The following is a 14,855-nucleotide window of genomic DNA, read 5'->3' as shown; positions in this document are numbered from 1 at the left end:
ACCAGTAGTCCTGTTTTTGATACCGCTACGAATGTAGCGTCGTTACGTGGTTTTTCAAGAGGCATAGCATAGCCCAAACGCCCGCCTCAAAACAGCCTTTCCGCGAGACGCGGATGAAATAGCCCCGCCTTTTTCACGGTGACTTTTTGTTGACGCTGTCGGGCTGTCGACACTGCGACAAAGAAATAACGTCTATCATTAGAGAGGGTTACTTAACCGGGAGGCGAAACGATGAACAAGGTTGCTCATTTTTACCGTGAACTGGTCGCCACGTTGACCGAACGTTTGCGCAACGGAGAGCGCGATATTGACGCATTAGTCGGCCAGGCACGTCAGCATGTCTTGCAGACCGGTGAGTTAACTCGCACGGAAATTGATGAATTGATGCGGGCCATTCGCCGGGATTTAGAAGAGTTCGCCCGCAGCTACGGCGAAAGCCAGGAAGAAGTGGCCGACAGTGTGTTTATGCGGGTGATTAAAGAGAGCATCTGGCAGGAGCTGGCGGATATTACGGACAAAACACAGCTGGAATGGCGGGAAGTATTCCAGGATCTTAATCACCATGGGGTTTATCACAGCGGCGAGGTTGTCGGGCTGGGAAATCTGGTCTGTGAGAAATGCCATTTTCACCTGGCTGTCTACACACCAGACGTGTTGCCGCTTTGCCCGAAATGCGGCCATGATCAGTTTCAGCGTCGGCCTTTTGAACCGTAAAAGGAAAAACGCCTGCCCGTTCAGGGCAGGCATTGCGTGGCTTAATGCAGGATCTTGGCGAGGAAATCTTTTGCACGTTCGGATTGCGGGTTGTTGAAGAACGCGTCTTTCTCGGAGTCCTCCACGATTTTACCTTCATCCATAAAGATCACCCGGTTGGCCACTTTACGGGCAAAGCCCATTTCATGGGTAACGACCATCATCGTCATCCCTTCATTGGCCAGTTCCACCATGACATCCAGCACTTCGTTGATCATTTCCGGATCGAGCGCTGAGGTCGGTTCATCGAACAACATGGCTACCGGATCCATGCATAGCGCGCGGGCAATGGCGACACGCTGCTGCTGACCGCCAGATAGCTGTGCAGGGAATTTGTTGGCATGCGCCGACAAGCCGACACGCTCAAGCAGTTTCAGCCCTTTGTCCCGCGCTGCGGCTTTATCCCGTTTCAGTACTTTGACCTGCGCCAATGTCAGGTTTTCGATAATTGACAAGTGCGGGAATAACTCAAAATGCTGGAACACCATGCCCACGTGCGAACGTAATTTTGCCAGATCGGTTTTCTTGTCGTTCACCATGGTGCCATTGACGGTGATCTCGCCTTTCTGCACCGGTTCGAGGCCATTTACGGTTTTGATAAGTGTCGACTTCCCGGAACCGGACGGGCCGCACACGACCACCACTTCGCCTTTTTTCACTTCGGTGGAGCAATCGGTCAGCACCTGAAAGTGGCCATACCATTTCGAAACATTTTTCAGGGAAATCATTAGACGGTCCTTTTCTTCAGCCAGCTGACCAACAGCGAAGCACTGAGACTGATAACAAAATACACGGCGCCGGCAAACAGGATCATTTCGACCTGCGTTCCGTCACGCTCGCCAATAGTGGAAGCCGTACGGAAGAAATCCGCAAGGCTCAGGACATACACCAGAGAGGTGTCCTGGAACAGCACAATCCCCTGCGTTAACAGCAGCGGAACCATGGCGCGAAACGCCTGTGGCAGAATGATCAATTTCATTGACTGCCAGTGGGTCATGCCCAATGCCAGCGCTGCGCTGGATTGCCCGCGGGAAATGCTCTGAATACCCGCACGGATAATTTCAGAGTAGTAAGCCGCTTCAAACATGGAAAAGGCGACCATCGCCGAAATGAGGCGAATATCGGTCTGCGGCGACAACCCGAGCACGTTTTGCAGGAAGCCTGGCACAATCAAATAGAACCATAACAGCACCATCACCAGCGGGATGGAACGAAACACGTTGACATAGCCTTTGGCGAACCAGCGCAGCGGCCCGAACGTGGACAGACGCATTACCGCCAGCAGCGTTCCCCAGATAATACCGACCACAATGGCGATCACGGTGATTTTCAGCGTAACAACCAGCCCGGCCAGTAAATAGGGCAGGGAGGGCGCGATAGAACTCCAGTCAAATTCGTACATTGTTATTTGCCTCCCATATTGCCCGGCAGGCGGATTTTGCGTTCAACCAGGTTCATCGCCAGCATAATGATGGCGTTGATGAAGACATACGCGATGGTGATAGCAGTGAAGGATTCCCAGGCATGAGCTGAGTAATCCAGCAGTTTCCCCGCCTGTGCCGCCATATCCACAAGGCCGATGGTCGACGCGATAGCGGAGTTTTTTACCAGGTTCATCATCTCGGAAGTCATCGGCGGCACGATCACGCGGTACGCATTAGGCAGCAACACATAACGGTAGGTCTGCGGCAGCGTTAACCCCATCGCCAGACCGGCATTTTTCTGCCCGCGCGGCAGTGACTGGATCGCTGCACGTACCTGTTCGCAAACGCGGGCTGCGGTGAACAGGCCCAGGCAGATCATTGAAGAGAGGAAGAATTGCACATTGGGATCGAGTTCCGACTTGAACCACATGCCGAGATTTTCAGGCAGCAGTTCCGGCACCACCAGGTACCACGTAAAGAACTGAACAATCAGTGGCACGTTGCGGAACAGCTCAACGTAACACGTGCCGATACTGGACAATAAACGGTTAGGTACGGTACGCAAAATGCCAAACAGAGAGCCAACCAGAAACGCGATAATCCAGGCCGTCACTGACAGTGCGATGGTGACCTGAAAGCCGCTCCATAACCAGCCAAGATAGGTTGTGTTGCCGAACGGGGCCTGTTGCAGGAAGATTCCCCAGTTCCAGTCTATGGACATAAATCTACTCCGGAAAAAAAAGGGTAGCAGCGCTACCCTCGAAGATTGTATGAAGAGCGAGTTTTCTTGCTGAAAGGGGAACGACCCTTCAACGTATAGTCTGTCCGTGCTGCTTCGACAATCGAGAGGGCAGGAAACCCCGCCCCTAATGGTTTTAATTAGTTCAAGGCTTTGTCATTCGGTTCTTTGAACAGCGCTTTCATATCGTCAGAGAGATCGAAGCTAAGGTTCATGTTTTTAGGCGGAATGGGGTTTTTGAACCATTTATCGAAAGATTTTTCCGCCGCGCCTGAAGTCTGGTACTGCGCAATGGTGTCATCCATCAGCTTTTTGAATTCCGGATCGTTTTTGCGCAGCATGCAGCCATAGGCTTCTTTGGACTGCGGCGTCCCCACGATTTCCCAGTTATCCTGTTTCTTCGCTTTTGCACGCTCGCCCGCCAGCAGTGCGTCATCCATCATAAAGGCCACCGCACGACCGCTTTCCAGCGTACGGAACGAGTCACCATGGTCTTTGGCGCTGATAATGCGCATGTCCATTTTTTTCTCGTCGTTCAGCTTGTTGAGCAGAATTTCTGAGGTGGTACCAGAGGTGACCACAACGGCTTTGCCTTTCAGGTCGGCGAAATCTTTGATCGAGCCACCTTTCTTGGTCAGCAGACGGGTGCCTACCACGAAAATGGTGTCAGAGAAGGCGGCTTGTTTCTGGCGCTCAACGTTGTTGGTGGTCGAGCCGCACTCAAAATCGAACGTGCCGTTTTGCAGCAGTGGGATACGGTTCTGAGAGGTGATAGGGATCAGCTTCACAGCCAGATCCGGCTTGTTGAGTTTTTTCTTCACCGCTTCAACGATAGCGTTGGAGTAGTCCTGAGAGTAACCCACCACTTTTTGCTGATTGTCGTAGTAAGAAAACGGTACGGAAGATTCACGGTGACCAACGACGATGACGCCGTTTTTGGCAATTTTATCCAGCGTAGATTGCTGTTGCTCTGCCGGCGCGGCGTCCGCCGGTTTAGCATCTTCAGCGTGGACCAGACCGGCTGACAGTCCCATCACCAGCATCGCGGCGGCCAGTTTACGTAATTGCATTTCCAGACTCCTTTATCGTCAGTGCGAAAGCACGTTGATACCCGTTGTGTGTACGTTGTGTTGTTTTTATGGCCTGCTACATATTCGTGCAGTGTTGTGTATGTTTGTTACATTCAGCATGGCTTAATGTAAAGGTTTTGCTGCAACATTGTTTATTTTTGCGAGACGCGCCGCACCATTAGCAGGCAAAAATCTTACATTGCACCAGTCTGGTGCGTCTGATGTTCACTGCCAGTGCGATCTCAGAACGCATAAGCAGCTTTCATAGTGACCTGATAAATATAAGCAAATGGCATGCCATAATGGTGTGTGGCAGAAGGGCAGGTAAAGCAAGGAACTGTTGGCCCGGAGAGCACCGGGCCAATGACAGAGAAAGATTAACGACGGCGTTGACGCAGGCTCATTACCAGCGCACCAAAGCCAAGCAGCGCAGTAATGCCCCAAATTGCCCAGTTGCCCATGCGCGCATACGGCGTTAACCCCCGGGTCGGCGTCACCTGAGCGGTAAGCACATCGCGGGTGAACTGTGGGAGCACAGACTGGATCTCGCCTTGCGGGCCAATCACGGCGGTAATGCCGTTATTGGTGCTGCGCAACAACGGACGCGCCAGCTCCAGCGAACGCATCCGCGCCATCTGGAAATGCTGCCACGGCCCGATCGACTTGCCAAACCACGCATCGTTAGAGATGGTCAACAGGAAGTCAGTATCCGGACGGAAATTATCGCGTACCTGTTCACCAAGAATGATCTCGTAACAGACTGCCGGCGTCAGATTAAAGCCATGCGCCTGCAGCGGCGGCTGCACATAGGCGCCGCGACTGAAGGAGGACATTGGCAAATCAAAGAACGGCGCCAGCGGACGCAGAATCGACTCCAGCGGGACAAACTCACCAAACGGCACCAAATGATTTTTGTTATAGCGATCGGTTGAACTGTAACTGTAGGCGCTGTCTTTACCCAATGTGATGATGGTGTTGTACGTGTCGTAACGGTTTTGTTTGTTCAACCGTGCGTCCACAATCCCGGTCACCAGGGTCGTGCCGTTTGCCCGCAGCAGATCGTCCATGGCATTTAAAAAGCGCTGCTGATTGATTTCCAGATCCGGAATAGCGGATTCAGGCCAAATAATCAGTTGCGATTTCCCCATCATCTTTTCTGTTGCGTTGCTGTAAATCGTTAACGTATTCAGCAGTTGGTTTTCATCCCACTTCAGCGCCTGGGGGATGTCTCCCTGCACCATAGATACCTGGGTGGTGCGTGCCGGTAGCAACTGATACCACTGGATATAGCGCAGCGGGAAGGGAAGGGCGAACAGGACGATCGCGACTACCAGCGGACGCCAGGTGCGCGTGATCAGCGCCAGTGCCAGCAAACCACTGACCATCATCAACAGGAAGCTGATGCCTTCAACACCCAGTATCGGTGCCAGACCTTTGAGTGGCCCATCAATCTGGCTGTAGCCGAACTGCAACCACGGAAAGCCGGTCAGCACCCAGCCGCGCAAAAATTCAGTGATTTGCCAGACAACCGGCGCGGCAATCGCCACACGCAGCCAGTCGGTTTTTGGCCATAAACGCGCAAGGATGCCGCTAAACAAGCCGGTATACAGTGACATATAGGCTGCCAGCAGTACCACCAGAAAGACGTTGACCGGCCCCGGCATGCCACCGAACTGCGCGATGCTGACGTAAACCCAGTGGATGCCACTGCCAAACAGACCCAGCCCCCAGAAATAGCCAATCCAGGCAGCCTGTAACGGGCGGCGATTGAACGTTAATCCTTGCAGACCGATCAGGGAGATAACCGCAGCAGGCCAGATGTCATAAGGAGAAAAAGCCAGCGTTCCGCTGGCTCCGAATAACAGCGCCAGCAGCAAACGTACGCGCTGACGCTCAAACAGTGAGGCAAATACCATTTACATTAATCATCCAGTTTCGGTGGCGGGGAATCATCCGGCATTTTGACATGAACCTGAATAATACGTCGACTGTCGGCCATCGCGACCTTGAATTGGTAACCATCAATTTCAATGGCTTCCCCGCGCGCAGGCAGGTGACCAAACGCCTGCATCACCAGCCCGCCGATGGTGTCGACCTCTTCATCACTGAAGTGGGTACCGAAGGTGTCGTTAAAATCTTCAATCGGCGCCAGCGCTCGCACCGTCCAGGTATGGCGGCTGAGCTGGCGGAAATCGATATCCTCTTCTTCGTCATATTCGTCTTCGATTTCGCCGACGATAAGCTCAAGGATATCTTCAATAGTGACCAGACCGGAGACGCCGCCGAACTCATCAATAACGATCGCCATATGGTAGCGTTGCGAACGGAACTCTTTCAGCATGCGATCTACACGCTTGCTTTCCGGCACCACCACCGCGGGGCGTAACACTTTTTCCATGCTGAATGCTTCAGAGTCACTGCGCATAAAGGGCAGTAAATCTTTTGCCATCAGGATCCCTTCGATATGATCTTTGTCTTCACTGATCACCGGAAAGCGGGAGTGGGCGGACTCGATGATGACATCAAGGCATTCGTCCAGCGCCTGGTTACGTTTCAGGGTGATCATTTGCGAGCGGGGGATCATGATGTCGCGTACACGCTGGTCCGCAATGTCCATCACCCCTTCGAGCATATCGCGCGTGTCCTCGTCGATGAGCTCGTTTTGCCCGGAGTCCCGGATCAGCTCCAGCAATTCATCACGGTTTTTCGGCTCGCCGTGAAAAAGCTGGCTCAGCAAAAGGGAAAAGAATCCCTTTTTATTGTTGGTGTTGTCGCTACTGTGTGAGTTATCGTCGCTCATGGCGTCGTGTGGGTTCTCATGTTGGTTGAATTGTCGCTCGTCACGCGTAAACACAGCGCCGGACGGCATTTTGGGGTTTGTACGCGACCTGCGTCGCGCACGGGTTACTCTTTCTCGGAAATGTACGGATCCTCATAGCCCAGAGCAAGCATTATCTCTGTCTCGATCCCTTCCATCTCTTCTGCTTCATCGTCTGCAATATGATCGTAACCGAGCAGGTGTAAACTACCGTGGATGACCATGTGTGCCCAGTGCGCCTCCAGGAGTTTCTCTTGCTCCTGCGCTTCCTGTTCAACCACCTGGCGGCAGATAATCAGATCGCCGAGCAGCGGCATTTCGATACCCGGCGGCGCTTCGAAGGGGAAAGAGAGCACATTGGTCGGCTTATCTTTGCCGCGATAAGTCAGGTTTAGCTCGTGGCTTTCGGCGCTGTCGACCAGGCGAATAGTGACTTCTGCTTCTTCCTGGAACTGCGGGATCACCGCATCCAGCCACTTCTGGAACTGCGCTTCTTCCGGCAGGCCGTTGTTGTCTTCGCATGCCAGTTGTAAATCCAGGATCACCTGACTCATTTCTGCTCCTGCTCCTGGGCTTCGCGTTTGCGCTCGGCGGCCAGTTCTGCTTTACGTTTTTGTTCGGCTTCTTCCCAGGCCTCATACGCAATCACGATACGGGCTACCACCGGGTGGCGCACCACATCTTCGCTGTGGAAGAAGTTAAAGCTGATTTCGTCAACATTGGCCAGCACTTCGATGGCATGGCGTAAACCAGATTTAGTGTTACGCGGCAGGTCAATCTGCGTGATATCGCCGGTGATCACGGCTTTGGAGTTAAAGCCAATGCGCGTAAGGAACATCTTCATCTGTTCGATGGTGGTGTTCTGGCTTTCATCGAGAATGATAAAAGCATCGTTCAACGTACGGCCACGCATATAAGCCAGCGGCGCAACTTCAATCACGTTACGCTCGATCAGTTTCTCTACGCGTTCAAAGCCCAGCATCTCGAACAATGCGTCATACAAGGGGCGAAGATAAGGATCGACCTTCTGGCTGAGATCGCCAGGCAGGAAGCCCAGTTTTTCACCCGCCTCTACCGCCGGGCGCGTGAGCAGAATACGGCGCACTTCCTGACGCTCCAGCGCGTCGACAGCGGCGGCAACCGCCAGATACGTTTTACCGGTACCGGCCGGGCCAACGCCGAAGGTGATGTCGTGGTCGAGGATATTGGCGATGTACTGCGCCTGGTTTGGCGTGCGGGGCTTAATAACGCCGCGCTTGGTTTTGATGTTGATAGCCTTGCCATACTCCGGAATACTCTCAGCGCTCTGTTCCAGCACGCGGGCTTCTTTGATCGCCAGGTGGATTTGTTCCGGTTCGATATCCTGCGTCTGGCCGCGCATCGGCGCGGTATCGACATACAGACTGCGCAGAATATCCGCAGCGGCGCTGACGCAGATTTCGCGTCCGGTGAGTTTGAAGTGGTTATCGCGACGGTTGATTTCGATACCCAGTCGCCGCTCCAGATGTTTGATATTGTCATCAAACGGGCCGCACAGACTAAGCAGACGTGCATTGTCCGCCGGCTCAAGGGTTATTTCACGCGTATCTATGTTCAAACTGTTCCTCTTTTAGGTGTGTCGAGGGCGATGCCTGTTAAGGAATTATTCACGGCATAGCAGGAAGTCGCAAGCGTTGCGGATGATGTTGGGGTCAGTGCGAGGAAAAGCAAGGCCTGCCAGAAATAGCAGGCCTGTTGCATTATGGCTGATACAGGCCAACGCCGAGGTCATTCTCTTTACGGGTGCGGGCGATAACCGATGCCGGGGACTCCACAACACGCAGCCCCATTTCGTCTTCGGTACGCACGACGACGCCGCGCAGGGAGTTGGTATAAACGTCGACAATTTCCACATCCACGAATTTACCGATCATCTCCGGCGTGCCTTCGAAGTTCACCACGCGGTTGTTTTCCGTACGACCGGAAAGCTCCATGATATTCTTGCGAGAAGTCCCTTCAACCAGAATACGCTGGGTGGTGCCGAGCATACGGCGGCTCCAGGCCATCGCCTGCTGGTTAATGCGTTCCTGCAGAATGTACAGACGCTGTTTTTTCTCTTCTTCCGGCACGTCATCCACCATATCGGCAGCAGGCGTCCCCGGTCGGGCGGAGAAAATAAAACTGTAGCTCATGTCGAAATTGACTTCGCCAATCAGCTTCATGGTTTTTTCAAAATCATCCTGACTTTCACCCGGGAAGCCGACAATGAAGTCAGAGCTGATCTGGATATCCGGGCGCGCGGCGCGCAGTTTGCGAATAATGGCTTTATATTCCAGCGCGGTGTGCGTGCGGCTCATCAGATTCAGCACCCGGTCGGAACCACTCTGTACGGGCAGGTGCAGGAAGCTCACCAGTTCCGGCGTATCGCGATAAACCTCAATGATATCGTCGGTGAATTCGATGGGGTGGCTGGTGGTAAAGCGAATACGATCGATGCCGTCAATCGCCGCCACGAGGCGCAGCAATTCGGCGAAGGTGCCTGTGCTGCCGTCGAAGTTCTCACCACGCCAGGCGTTCACGTTTTGCCCCAGCAGGTTCACCTCACGTACGCCCTGTGCCGCCAGTTGCGCGATTTCGAACAGGATGTCATCAGACGGACGGCTGACCTCTTCACCACGGGTGTAAGGCACCACGCAGTAGGTACAGTATTTGTTACAGCCTTCCATAATCGAGACGAATGCGGTCGGGCCTTCGGCACGTGGTTCCGGGAGGCGGTCGAATTTTTCGATTTCCGGGAAGCTGATGTCCACCACCGGGCTGCGGGTGCCGCGAACGGAGTTGATCATTTCCGGCAGGCGATGCAGGGTCTGTGGCCCAAAAATAATGTCGACATAGTGCGCGCGCTGGCGGATATGGTCGCCTTCCTGCGAAGCCACACAACCGCCGACGCCAATAATCAGATCGGGATTTTTCTCTTTCAGTAACTTCCAGCGGCCCAACTGATGGAATACTTTTTCCTGTGCCTTCTCGCGGATGGAGCAGGTATTAAGCAGCAGCACATCCGCTTCTTCCGCCACTTCGGTCAATTGATACCCGTGCGTGGCATCCAGCAGATCGGCCATCTTGGATGAATCGTATTCGTTCATCTGACAGCCCCAGGTTTTTATGTGGAGTTTTTTTGTCATCGACTTGCTCTTGCTTAGGTTCGTATACCCTAAAATAACGGATATAAGCCAGGATTGCAGGGCGCGTATTGTAATGCTTTGGTCGCGTGCTGACCAGTCTGACGGTTGTCCGACTCAAGGGGTAAAAAATCCGGTAAACTTAACGGATTCTCGTTTAAGGATAGTGAGCCATGATAAATCAATCCACTGAGGTCGCCGTTGTCGGCGGCGGCATGGTCGGCGGGGCACTGGCGCTGGGGCTGGCACAGCAGGGTTTTTCAGTGACGGTGATTGAACAACAGGCCCCTTCGCCTTTTGAGGCGCACGCACACCCGGATGTGCGGATCTCGGCAATCAGTGCCGCGTCTGTCGGGTTATTGCGCGGCCTGGGCGTATGGGATCGTATTCAGGCGATGCGTTGCCACCCATACCGACGACTGGAAACCTGGGAGTGGGAAAATGCCCATGTTGAATTCGATGCCCGGGATCTCAAACTTCCTCTGCTTGGTTACATGGTTGAGAATACGGTTTTGCAGCGCGCGCTGTGGGAGGCGCTGGAAACGCATCCTCAGGTAACGCTGCGCACGCCTGCCGCGCTCAGCACAATGCACGCCCATAAGGAGCAGCACCAGTTAACCATCGATGATGGCTCAACGCTGCTGGCGAAGCTGGTGGTTGGCGCGGATGGCGGCAATTCACGTGTTCGCCAGGCCGCAGGCATTGGTATTCACGCGTGGCAGTATCATCAGTCATGCATGTTAATCACCGTGGAGTGTGAAGAAGAGGCGGGGGACCGCACCTGGCAACACTTTACGCCAGACGGGCCGCATGCCTTTTTACCGCTCTTTGACCGCTGGGCATCGCTGGTGTGGTATGACAAACCAGCACGCATTCGCCAGTTGCAGGCGATGAGTATGGCGCAACTGGAACAGGAAATTACGCGACATTTCCCGCCACGGCTGGGGCGTGTAAAACCGGTTGCGGCGGCTGCATTTCCATTGGCGCGTCGGCATGCATTGCAGTATGTGCGTCCTGGACTGGCGTTGGTTGGCGATGCGGCGCATACCATCCATCCGCTGGCCGGGCAGGGGGTGAATTTAGGGTATCGCGATGTGGATGCGCTATTAGATGTCCTTGCCAGTGCGCGTACCCACGGTGAAGCCTGGGCCAGTCTGTCAGTTTTAAAACGCTACCAGATGCGACGTATGGCAGATAACTTCATTATGCAAAGCGGGATGGATCTGTTCTATGCCGGGTTCAGCAACACGCTTGGCCCGGTACGCCTGCTGCGTAACATTGGCCTGATGGCGGCTGACCGCGCGGGTGTACTAAAACGCCAGGCGCTCAAATATGCCCTGGGGCTGTAAAGCGGGCGGGCGCAGTGCCCGCCTTTCTCAAAGGACGGATAACAACTTATCGAGCGCCGTGTGCGCGCCCTTTTTGTCGATAAAAAAGGCCTGATAACCCTCAAACCCCTCAACCTGTTGTAACGCCAGTGCGCCGTTACGCATTTTACGCAGCAGTTGCACTGTGCGATAAAGCGGCACCAGCAGAATAATCAATGCGCCGAGGGCAGCCAGCCCGTAATAACTGAACAGCGGTTCCGCACTGGCCTGCTGCACAAGCAGGGCTACGGCAGCGACTTGCAAAAAGAGCCTGGCGATAAATCCCCGCAACAGAAATTGCTGCAGGCGTTCGGGAGTCCGAAAGCAGGGGTTTTTCAGCGATGACCGTGTTTCCTGCACCGGAATACCCTGCACGTAGACCGTCCAGTGAGTGGTTTCTTTCATCAGCAGAGCCTGGCCGCTTTCGCTCAGCGTATGCAGACGCATTGAGATGGACACCGGAAAGACAAGACCCATAAAGAGACCATAAAAGATCGGCGCGGAAAGGCCGATAAAGGCGAGGCCGAAGCAGGCGACAACAAAGAGCACATACAGGGGGGCATATATTAACAGGGCGGTGGTTTGATAGTTCATCTTGCGGACTCAAAGGAGAGAGAGCGTTAAGTTACCATACGGTTTAAGCCGTTACTCACTACCCACTCCAGGGAAGTGCAGAAAACAAAAAAGCCCGCCGAAGCGAGCTTTTTTGTTTTGAGTGGCTGGGGTACGAGGATTCGAACCTCGGAATGGTGGAATCAGAATCCACTGCCTTACCGCTTGGCGATACCCCAAAAGTGCGTTCGCAAAAGCAAACGTCTTTTAAGATGGCTGGGGTACGAGGATTCGAACCTCGGAATGGTGGAATCAGAATCCACTGCCTTACCGCTTGGCGATACCCCAACAACTCTTTTTAAGGTTTAACGCAGTCTTTGCGTCAGTCCCTGAATGTGGTGGCTACGACGGGAATCGAACCTGTGACCCCAGCATTATGAGTGCTGTGCTCTAACCAGCTGAGCTACGTAGCCAAATTTTACTGCTAACCCAGTCCATCGACTGGCTGGGGTACCTGGATTCGAACCAGGGAATGCCGGTATCAAAAACCGGTGCCTTACCGCTTGGCGATACCCCAACGACTGACGCGAATTGACGCAGGAGTCGAAGAAGATATGGCTGGGGTACCTGGATTCGAACCAGGGAATGCCGGTATCAAAAACCGGTGCCTTACCGCTTGGCGATACCCCATCCGTGCAACACCTGTCTGGGAATGGTGCGGGAGGCGAGACTTGAACTCGCACACCTTGCGGCGCCAGAACCTAAATCTGGTGCGTCTACCAATTTCGCCACTCCCGCAAAAAAGATGGTGGCTACGACGGGAATCGAACCTGTGACCCCAGCATTATGAGTGCTGTGCTCTAACCAGCTGAGCTACGTAGCCATCTTTTTTCGCGTTACCTTATCGGCGTTGCGGGGCGCATTATGCGTATTGGGCCTTACAGCGTCAATACCTTTTTCATCGAAAATTGCCGGAATGTGACTGTTTGGTTAGGTTGCGAACAGCATGACGCTTTATTCAGCAAAAAACGATTTTATGCATTAAATCAGAGACACAAAAAAAATACAGGCCCCGCAGGACCTGTACGCATAACCACTGTTTATCAGTAAGCCGACTGGTGAATACCCACTGCGCGGCCTGACGGATCGTTCATGGTTTTGAAGGCTTCATCCCATTCGAACGCTTTGGCCGACGAACAAGCGACAGATGGGCCGCCAGGCACGCATTCTGCAGCGCTTGGCACCGGGAACAGCTCCTCAAACACTTCACGGTACAGATACGCCTCTTTGGAAGCTGGCGTGTTGTACGGGAAGCGGTAGCTGGCGGTAGCCAGTTGCTGGTCAGTAACCTGCTGTGCCGCTACCTCTTTCAGCGTGTCGATCCAGCTGTAACCCACCCCGTCGGAGAACTGCTCTTTCTGGCGCCACGCTACGCTTGCCGGTAAATAGGACTCGAAGCATTCACGCAAAATGTGTTTTTCCATCTTACCGTTGCTGCCACACATTTTATCCTGCGGGTTGATGCGCATAGCCACATCGAGGAATTTCTTATCCAGGAACGGGACACGCGCTTCCACACCCCATGCCGACATCGCTTTGTTGGCGCGGGCGCAGTCAAACATGTGCAGAGCCTGCAATTTACGCACGGTTTCTTCATGCAGTTCTTTAGCATCCGGCGCTTTATGGAAATAGAGATAGCCGCCAAATACTTCATCAGACCCTTCGCCCGAGAGCACCATTTTGATGCCCATCGCTTTGATCTTACGGGACATCAGATACATCGGCGTTGAGGCGCGAATGGTAGTCACATCATAGGTTTCGATGTGATAAATCACATCGCGGATCGCGTCCAGGCCTTCCTGCACGGTGAAATGAATTTCATGGTGCACAGTACCAAGGTGGTTTGCCACTTCCTGGGCGGCCTTCAGATCCGGCGCGCCTTTCAGGCCAACGGCAAAGGAGTGTAACTGCGGCCACCAGGCTTCCGAACGTTCCTGATCTTCAACGCGACGCGCAGCGAATTTTTTGGTAATCGCGGAGATAACCGATGAATCCAGACCGCCAGAAAGCAGCACACCGTAAGGCACGTCCGACATCAGATGGCTTTTAACGGCGTCTTCCAGCGCCTGGCGCAGTTCTGCTTTATCGGTGACATTGTCTTTCACCGCATTGTAGTCAAACCAGTCACGCTGGTAATAAGAACGGATTTCCCCGTCTTTGCTCCACAGGTAGCTGCCGGCCGGGAACTCTTTAATGGTACGGCAAACCGGAACCAGCGCTTTCATTTCAGACGCGACATAGAAGTTGCCGTGCTCATCATGCCCCATATAGAGCGGGATAATGCCGATATGATCGCGGCCAATCAGGTAAGCGTCTTGTTCGCTGTCATACAGGGCGAAGGCGAACATACCTTGCAGATCGTCCAGGAAAGCCGGGCCTTTTTCCTGATACAGCGCGAGGATCACTTCGCAGTCGGAGCCAGTCTGGAAGGCATAACGGTCGCCATACTCAGCGCGCAGAGCCTGATGGTTGTAGATCTCCCCGTTGACTGCCAGCGCATGTGTTTTTTTCTCGTTGTAGAGCGGCTGAGCACCGGCGTTAACATCAACAATGGAGAGACGTTCATGGGCCAGGATTGCTTTGTCGCTTGCATAAACGCCGGACCAGTCCGGGCCGCGGTGGCGCATCAGGCGGGATAATTCCAGCGCTTTTTTACGTAACTCTACCGCGTCGGTTTTAATATCCAGTACGCCAAAAATTGAACACATAGACTTCTCCGTTAACCTTTCAGGGCATGCAGTGTTGTGGGGTTGCAGACGTTGCGTCATCGCTTTGTCTTATCGCGTGCCTTCAAAAATGCCGTAAAGGGCGGGGGGGTGCAAGCGTTTTACCGTCGGGAAATCAAAAAGCGCAATCGCGATTGTGGAATGCTGAAAAAAGAGCACCTGTTGCGCAGCATTATTGATGAATT

General features: G+C 53.6%; 13 protein-coding genes and 7 tRNA genes. 2 read left to right on the top strand and 18 right to left on the bottom strand.

Features of this window, described 5'->3' with window-relative positions; translation table 11 throughout:
- The first annotated feature begins 231 nt into the window (after positions 1-231).
- On the top strand, positions 232-714 hold the full coding sequence (locus ACUY4S_RS16360; protein WP_312691385.1) for a zinc ribbon-containing protein: 483 nt from the start codon (positions 232-234) through the stop codon (positions 712-714).
- Between the two features lie 41 nt (positions 715-755).
- Here ACUY4S_RS16360 and ACUY4S_RS16355 read toward each other — a convergent pair whose 3' ends face one another.
- The 9 genes from ACUY4S_RS16355 to miaB all read right to left on the bottom strand — a co-directional run bounded on the left by ACUY4S_RS16355 (position 756) and on the right by miaB (position 9,968).
- Positions 756-1,481 (bottom strand): amino acid ABC transporter ATP-binding protein, encoded by a 726-nt coding sequence (locus ACUY4S_RS16355; RefSeq protein WP_458023337.1) that lies wholly within the window; start codon positions 1,479-1,481, stop codon positions 756-758.
- On the bottom strand, positions 1,481-2,155 hold the full coding sequence (gene gltK, locus ACUY4S_RS16350; protein WP_312691383.1) for a glutamate/aspartate ABC transporter permease GltK: 675 nt from the start codon (positions 2,153-2,155) through the stop codon (positions 1,481-1,483). Before gltK ends, ACUY4S_RS16355 begins: the two co-directional genes overlap by 1 nt.
- Positions 2,156-2,157: 2 nt before the next feature.
- Positions 2,158-2,898 (bottom strand): amino acid ABC transporter permease, encoded by a 741-nt coding sequence (locus ACUY4S_RS16345; protein WP_312691382.1) that lies wholly within the window; start codon positions 2,896-2,898, stop codon positions 2,158-2,160.
- Between the two features lie 158 nt (positions 2,899-3,056).
- Complete coding sequence (locus tag ACUY4S_RS16340; RefSeq protein ID WP_312691381.1) at positions 3,057-3,986, bottom strand: amino acid ABC transporter substrate-binding protein; 930 nt, start codon at positions 3,984-3,986, stop codon at positions 3,057-3,059.
- A gap of 377 nt (positions 3,987-4,363) precedes the next feature.
- A complete protein-coding gene (gene lnt / locus ACUY4S_RS16335) occupies positions 4,364-5,902 on the bottom strand; it encodes an apolipoprotein N-acyltransferase (protein WP_458023336.1) in 1,539 nt (512 codons plus the stop codon).
- A gap of 5 nt (positions 5,903-5,907) precedes the next feature.
- A complete protein-coding gene (gene corC, locus ACUY4S_RS16330; RefSeq protein ID WP_312691470.1) occupies positions 5,908-6,786 on the bottom strand; it encodes a CNNM family magnesium/cobalt transport protein CorC in 879 nt (292 codons plus the stop codon).
- A gap of 104 nt (positions 6,787-6,890) precedes the next feature.
- Positions 6,891-7,358, bottom strand: a complete 468-nt coding sequence (gene ybeY / locus ACUY4S_RS16325; RefSeq protein ID WP_458023335.1) for an rRNA maturation RNase YbeY — start codon at positions 7,356-7,358, stop codon at positions 6,891-6,893.
- Positions 7,355-8,401 (bottom strand): PhoH family protein, encoded by a 1,047-nt coding sequence (locus tag ACUY4S_RS16320; RefSeq protein WP_458023334.1) that lies wholly within the window; start codon positions 8,399-8,401, stop codon positions 7,355-7,357. The genes ybeY and ACUY4S_RS16320 overlap by 4 nt, the downstream gene beginning before the upstream one ends.
- 142 nt (positions 8,402-8,543) lie before the next feature.
- Entirely contained in the window at positions 8,544-9,968 is a 1,425-nt protein-coding gene (miaB, locus tag ACUY4S_RS16315; protein WP_312691377.1) for a tRNA (N6-isopentenyl adenosine(37)-C2)-methylthiotransferase MiaB, read from the bottom strand.
- 170 nt (positions 9,969-10,138) lie between these two features.
- Here miaB and ubiF point away from each other — a divergent pair, with 170 nt between their 5' ends.
- Positions 10,139-11,314 carry a 3-demethoxyubiquinol 3-hydroxylase gene (gene ubiF / locus ACUY4S_RS16310; protein WP_458023333.1) on the top strand — a complete coding sequence of 392 codons (1,176 nt, stop codon included), beginning with the start codon at positions 10,139-10,141 and terminating at the stop codon, positions 11,312-11,314.
- Between the two features lie 27 nt (positions 11,315-11,341).
- On the opposite strand, the gene ACUY4S_RS16305 is transcribed toward ubiF, so the two are convergent.
- From ACUY4S_RS16305 to asnB, 9 genes are all read right to left on the bottom strand, one after another.
- A complete protein-coding gene (locus ACUY4S_RS16305) occupies positions 11,342-11,926 on the bottom strand; it encodes a hypothetical protein (RefSeq protein ID WP_458023332.1) in 585 nt (194 codons plus the stop codon).
- Positions 11,927-12,048: 122 nt separating this feature from the next.
- A tRNA-Gln gene (locus tag ACUY4S_RS16300) sits at positions 12,049-12,123 on the bottom strand.
- A 34-nt stretch (positions 12,124-12,157) separates the two neighbouring features.
- Positions 12,158-12,232, bottom strand: a tRNA-Gln gene (locus tag ACUY4S_RS16295).
- Positions 12,233-12,280: 48 nt separating this feature from the next.
- Positions 12,281-12,357, bottom strand: a tRNA-Met gene (locus tag ACUY4S_RS16290).
- Positions 12,358-12,386: 29 nt separating this feature from the next.
- Positions 12,387-12,461 (bottom strand) — tRNA-Gln (locus tag ACUY4S_RS16285).
- 38 nt (positions 12,462-12,499) lie between these two features.
- Positions 12,500-12,574 (bottom strand) — tRNA-Gln (locus ACUY4S_RS16280).
- Between the two features lie 23 nt (positions 12,575-12,597).
- A tRNA-Leu gene (locus ACUY4S_RS16275) sits at positions 12,598-12,682 on the bottom strand.
- 8 nt (positions 12,683-12,690) lie between these two features.
- Positions 12,691-12,767, bottom strand: a tRNA-Met gene (locus tag ACUY4S_RS16270).
- Between the two features lie 220 nt (positions 12,768-12,987).
- Positions 12,988-14,652 (bottom strand): asparagine synthase B, encoded by a 1,665-nt coding sequence (gene asnB, locus ACUY4S_RS16265; protein ID WP_458024226.1) that lies wholly within the window; start codon positions 14,650-14,652, stop codon positions 12,988-12,990.
- Positions 14,653-14,855 lie beyond the last annotated feature (203 nt).

The sequence above is a fragment of the Kosakonia beeri genome (assembly GCF_054165705.1).
Note: the sequence above shows the minus strand (reverse complement) of the source record. Positions and strands in the feature narration are given on the sequence as shown.

Excerpts from the sequence above, each read along its gene's own strand:
- ubiF (WP_458023333.1), top strand. The coding sequence starts at position 10,139 with ATGATAAATCAATCCACTGAGGTCGCCGTTGTCGGCGGCGGCATGGTC.
- ACUY4S_RS16340 (WP_312691381.1), bottom strand. The coding sequence starts at position 3,986 with ATGCAATTACGTAAACTGGCCGCCGCGATGCTGGTGATGGGACTGTCA.
- ACUY4S_RS16305 (WP_458023332.1), bottom strand. The coding sequence starts at position 11,926 with ATGAACTATCAAACCACCGCCCTGTTAATATATGCCCCCCTGTATGTG.
- ACUY4S_RS16345 (WP_312691382.1), bottom strand. The coding sequence starts at position 2,898 with ATGTCCATAGACTGGAACTGGGGAATCTTCCTGCAACAGGCCCCGTTC.
- ybeY (WP_458023335.1), bottom strand. The coding sequence starts at position 7,358 with ATGAGTCAGGTGATCCTGGATTTACAACTGGCATGCGAAGACAACAAC.
- corC (WP_312691470.1), bottom strand. The coding sequence starts at position 6,786 with ATGAGCGACGATAACTCACACAGTAGCGACAACACCAACAATAAAAAG.
- asnB (WP_458024226.1), bottom strand. The coding sequence starts at position 14,652 with ATGTGTTCAATTTTTGGCGTACTGGATATTAAAACCGACGCGGTAGAG.
- lnt (WP_458023336.1), bottom strand. The coding sequence starts at position 5,902 with ATGGTATTTGCCTCACTGTTTGAGCGTCAGCGCGTACGTTTGCTGCTG.
- ACUY4S_RS16360 (WP_312691385.1), top strand. The coding sequence starts at position 232 with ATGAACAAGGTTGCTCATTTTTACCGTGAACTGGTCGCCACGTTGACC.
- ACUY4S_RS16355 (WP_458023337.1), bottom strand. The coding sequence starts at position 1,481 with ATGATTTCCCTGAAAAATGTTTCGAAATGGTATGGCCACTTTCAGGTG.
- gltK (WP_312691383.1), bottom strand. The coding sequence starts at position 2,155 with ATGTACGAATTTGACTGGAGTTCTATCGCGCCCTCCCTGCCCTATTTA.
- miaB (WP_312691377.1), bottom strand. The coding sequence starts at position 9,968 with ATGACAAAAAAACTCCACATAAAAACCTGGGGCTGTCAGATGAACGAA.